The organism is Sphingobium sp. FG11, from assembly GCF_057809915.1.
In genome coordinates, this window is the sequence record NZ_JBMDKW010000051.1 from 1 (window position 1) to 320 (window position 320).

Consider the following 320-nt stretch of genomic DNA (forward strand, 5'->3'; position numbering starts at 1 on the left):
GGAACATCGGCAGTTCGCGTTGCAGCAGGGGCGCGAGCTGGCGACCGGTGGGCGTATCTTCCTCTAAGTGGTGGAGGATGAACGCGCCAAGCATGATGCGCTCGCGGGTTTCAGCCTTGCGACGTTCGGTAGAGACGCGGGCCTCAAGCGCCTTTCGCCGCTCACGCAGCTTGCGCTCGTCCTCGCGCATTTTCTCAAGGCGCTCTTCAACGGGTGTCCGTGTCATGCCGTCCTCCTATGGCAATTCGCTATAGCAAGCGGAACGGCATGAGGCTACCTTATGAAGATAAGGGCACGCTTATACATTGGTTCCCAATGTG

The 320-nt window shown here is 59.1% G+C and carries 1 pseudogene; it reads right to left on the reverse strand.

Going from position 1 to position 320, the window contains the following annotated elements:
- Positions 1-226: pseudogene (locus ACODSN_RS16430) on the reverse strand (hypothetical protein); the annotation flags it as partial.
- Between the last annotated feature and the right edge of the window lie 94 nt (positions 227-320).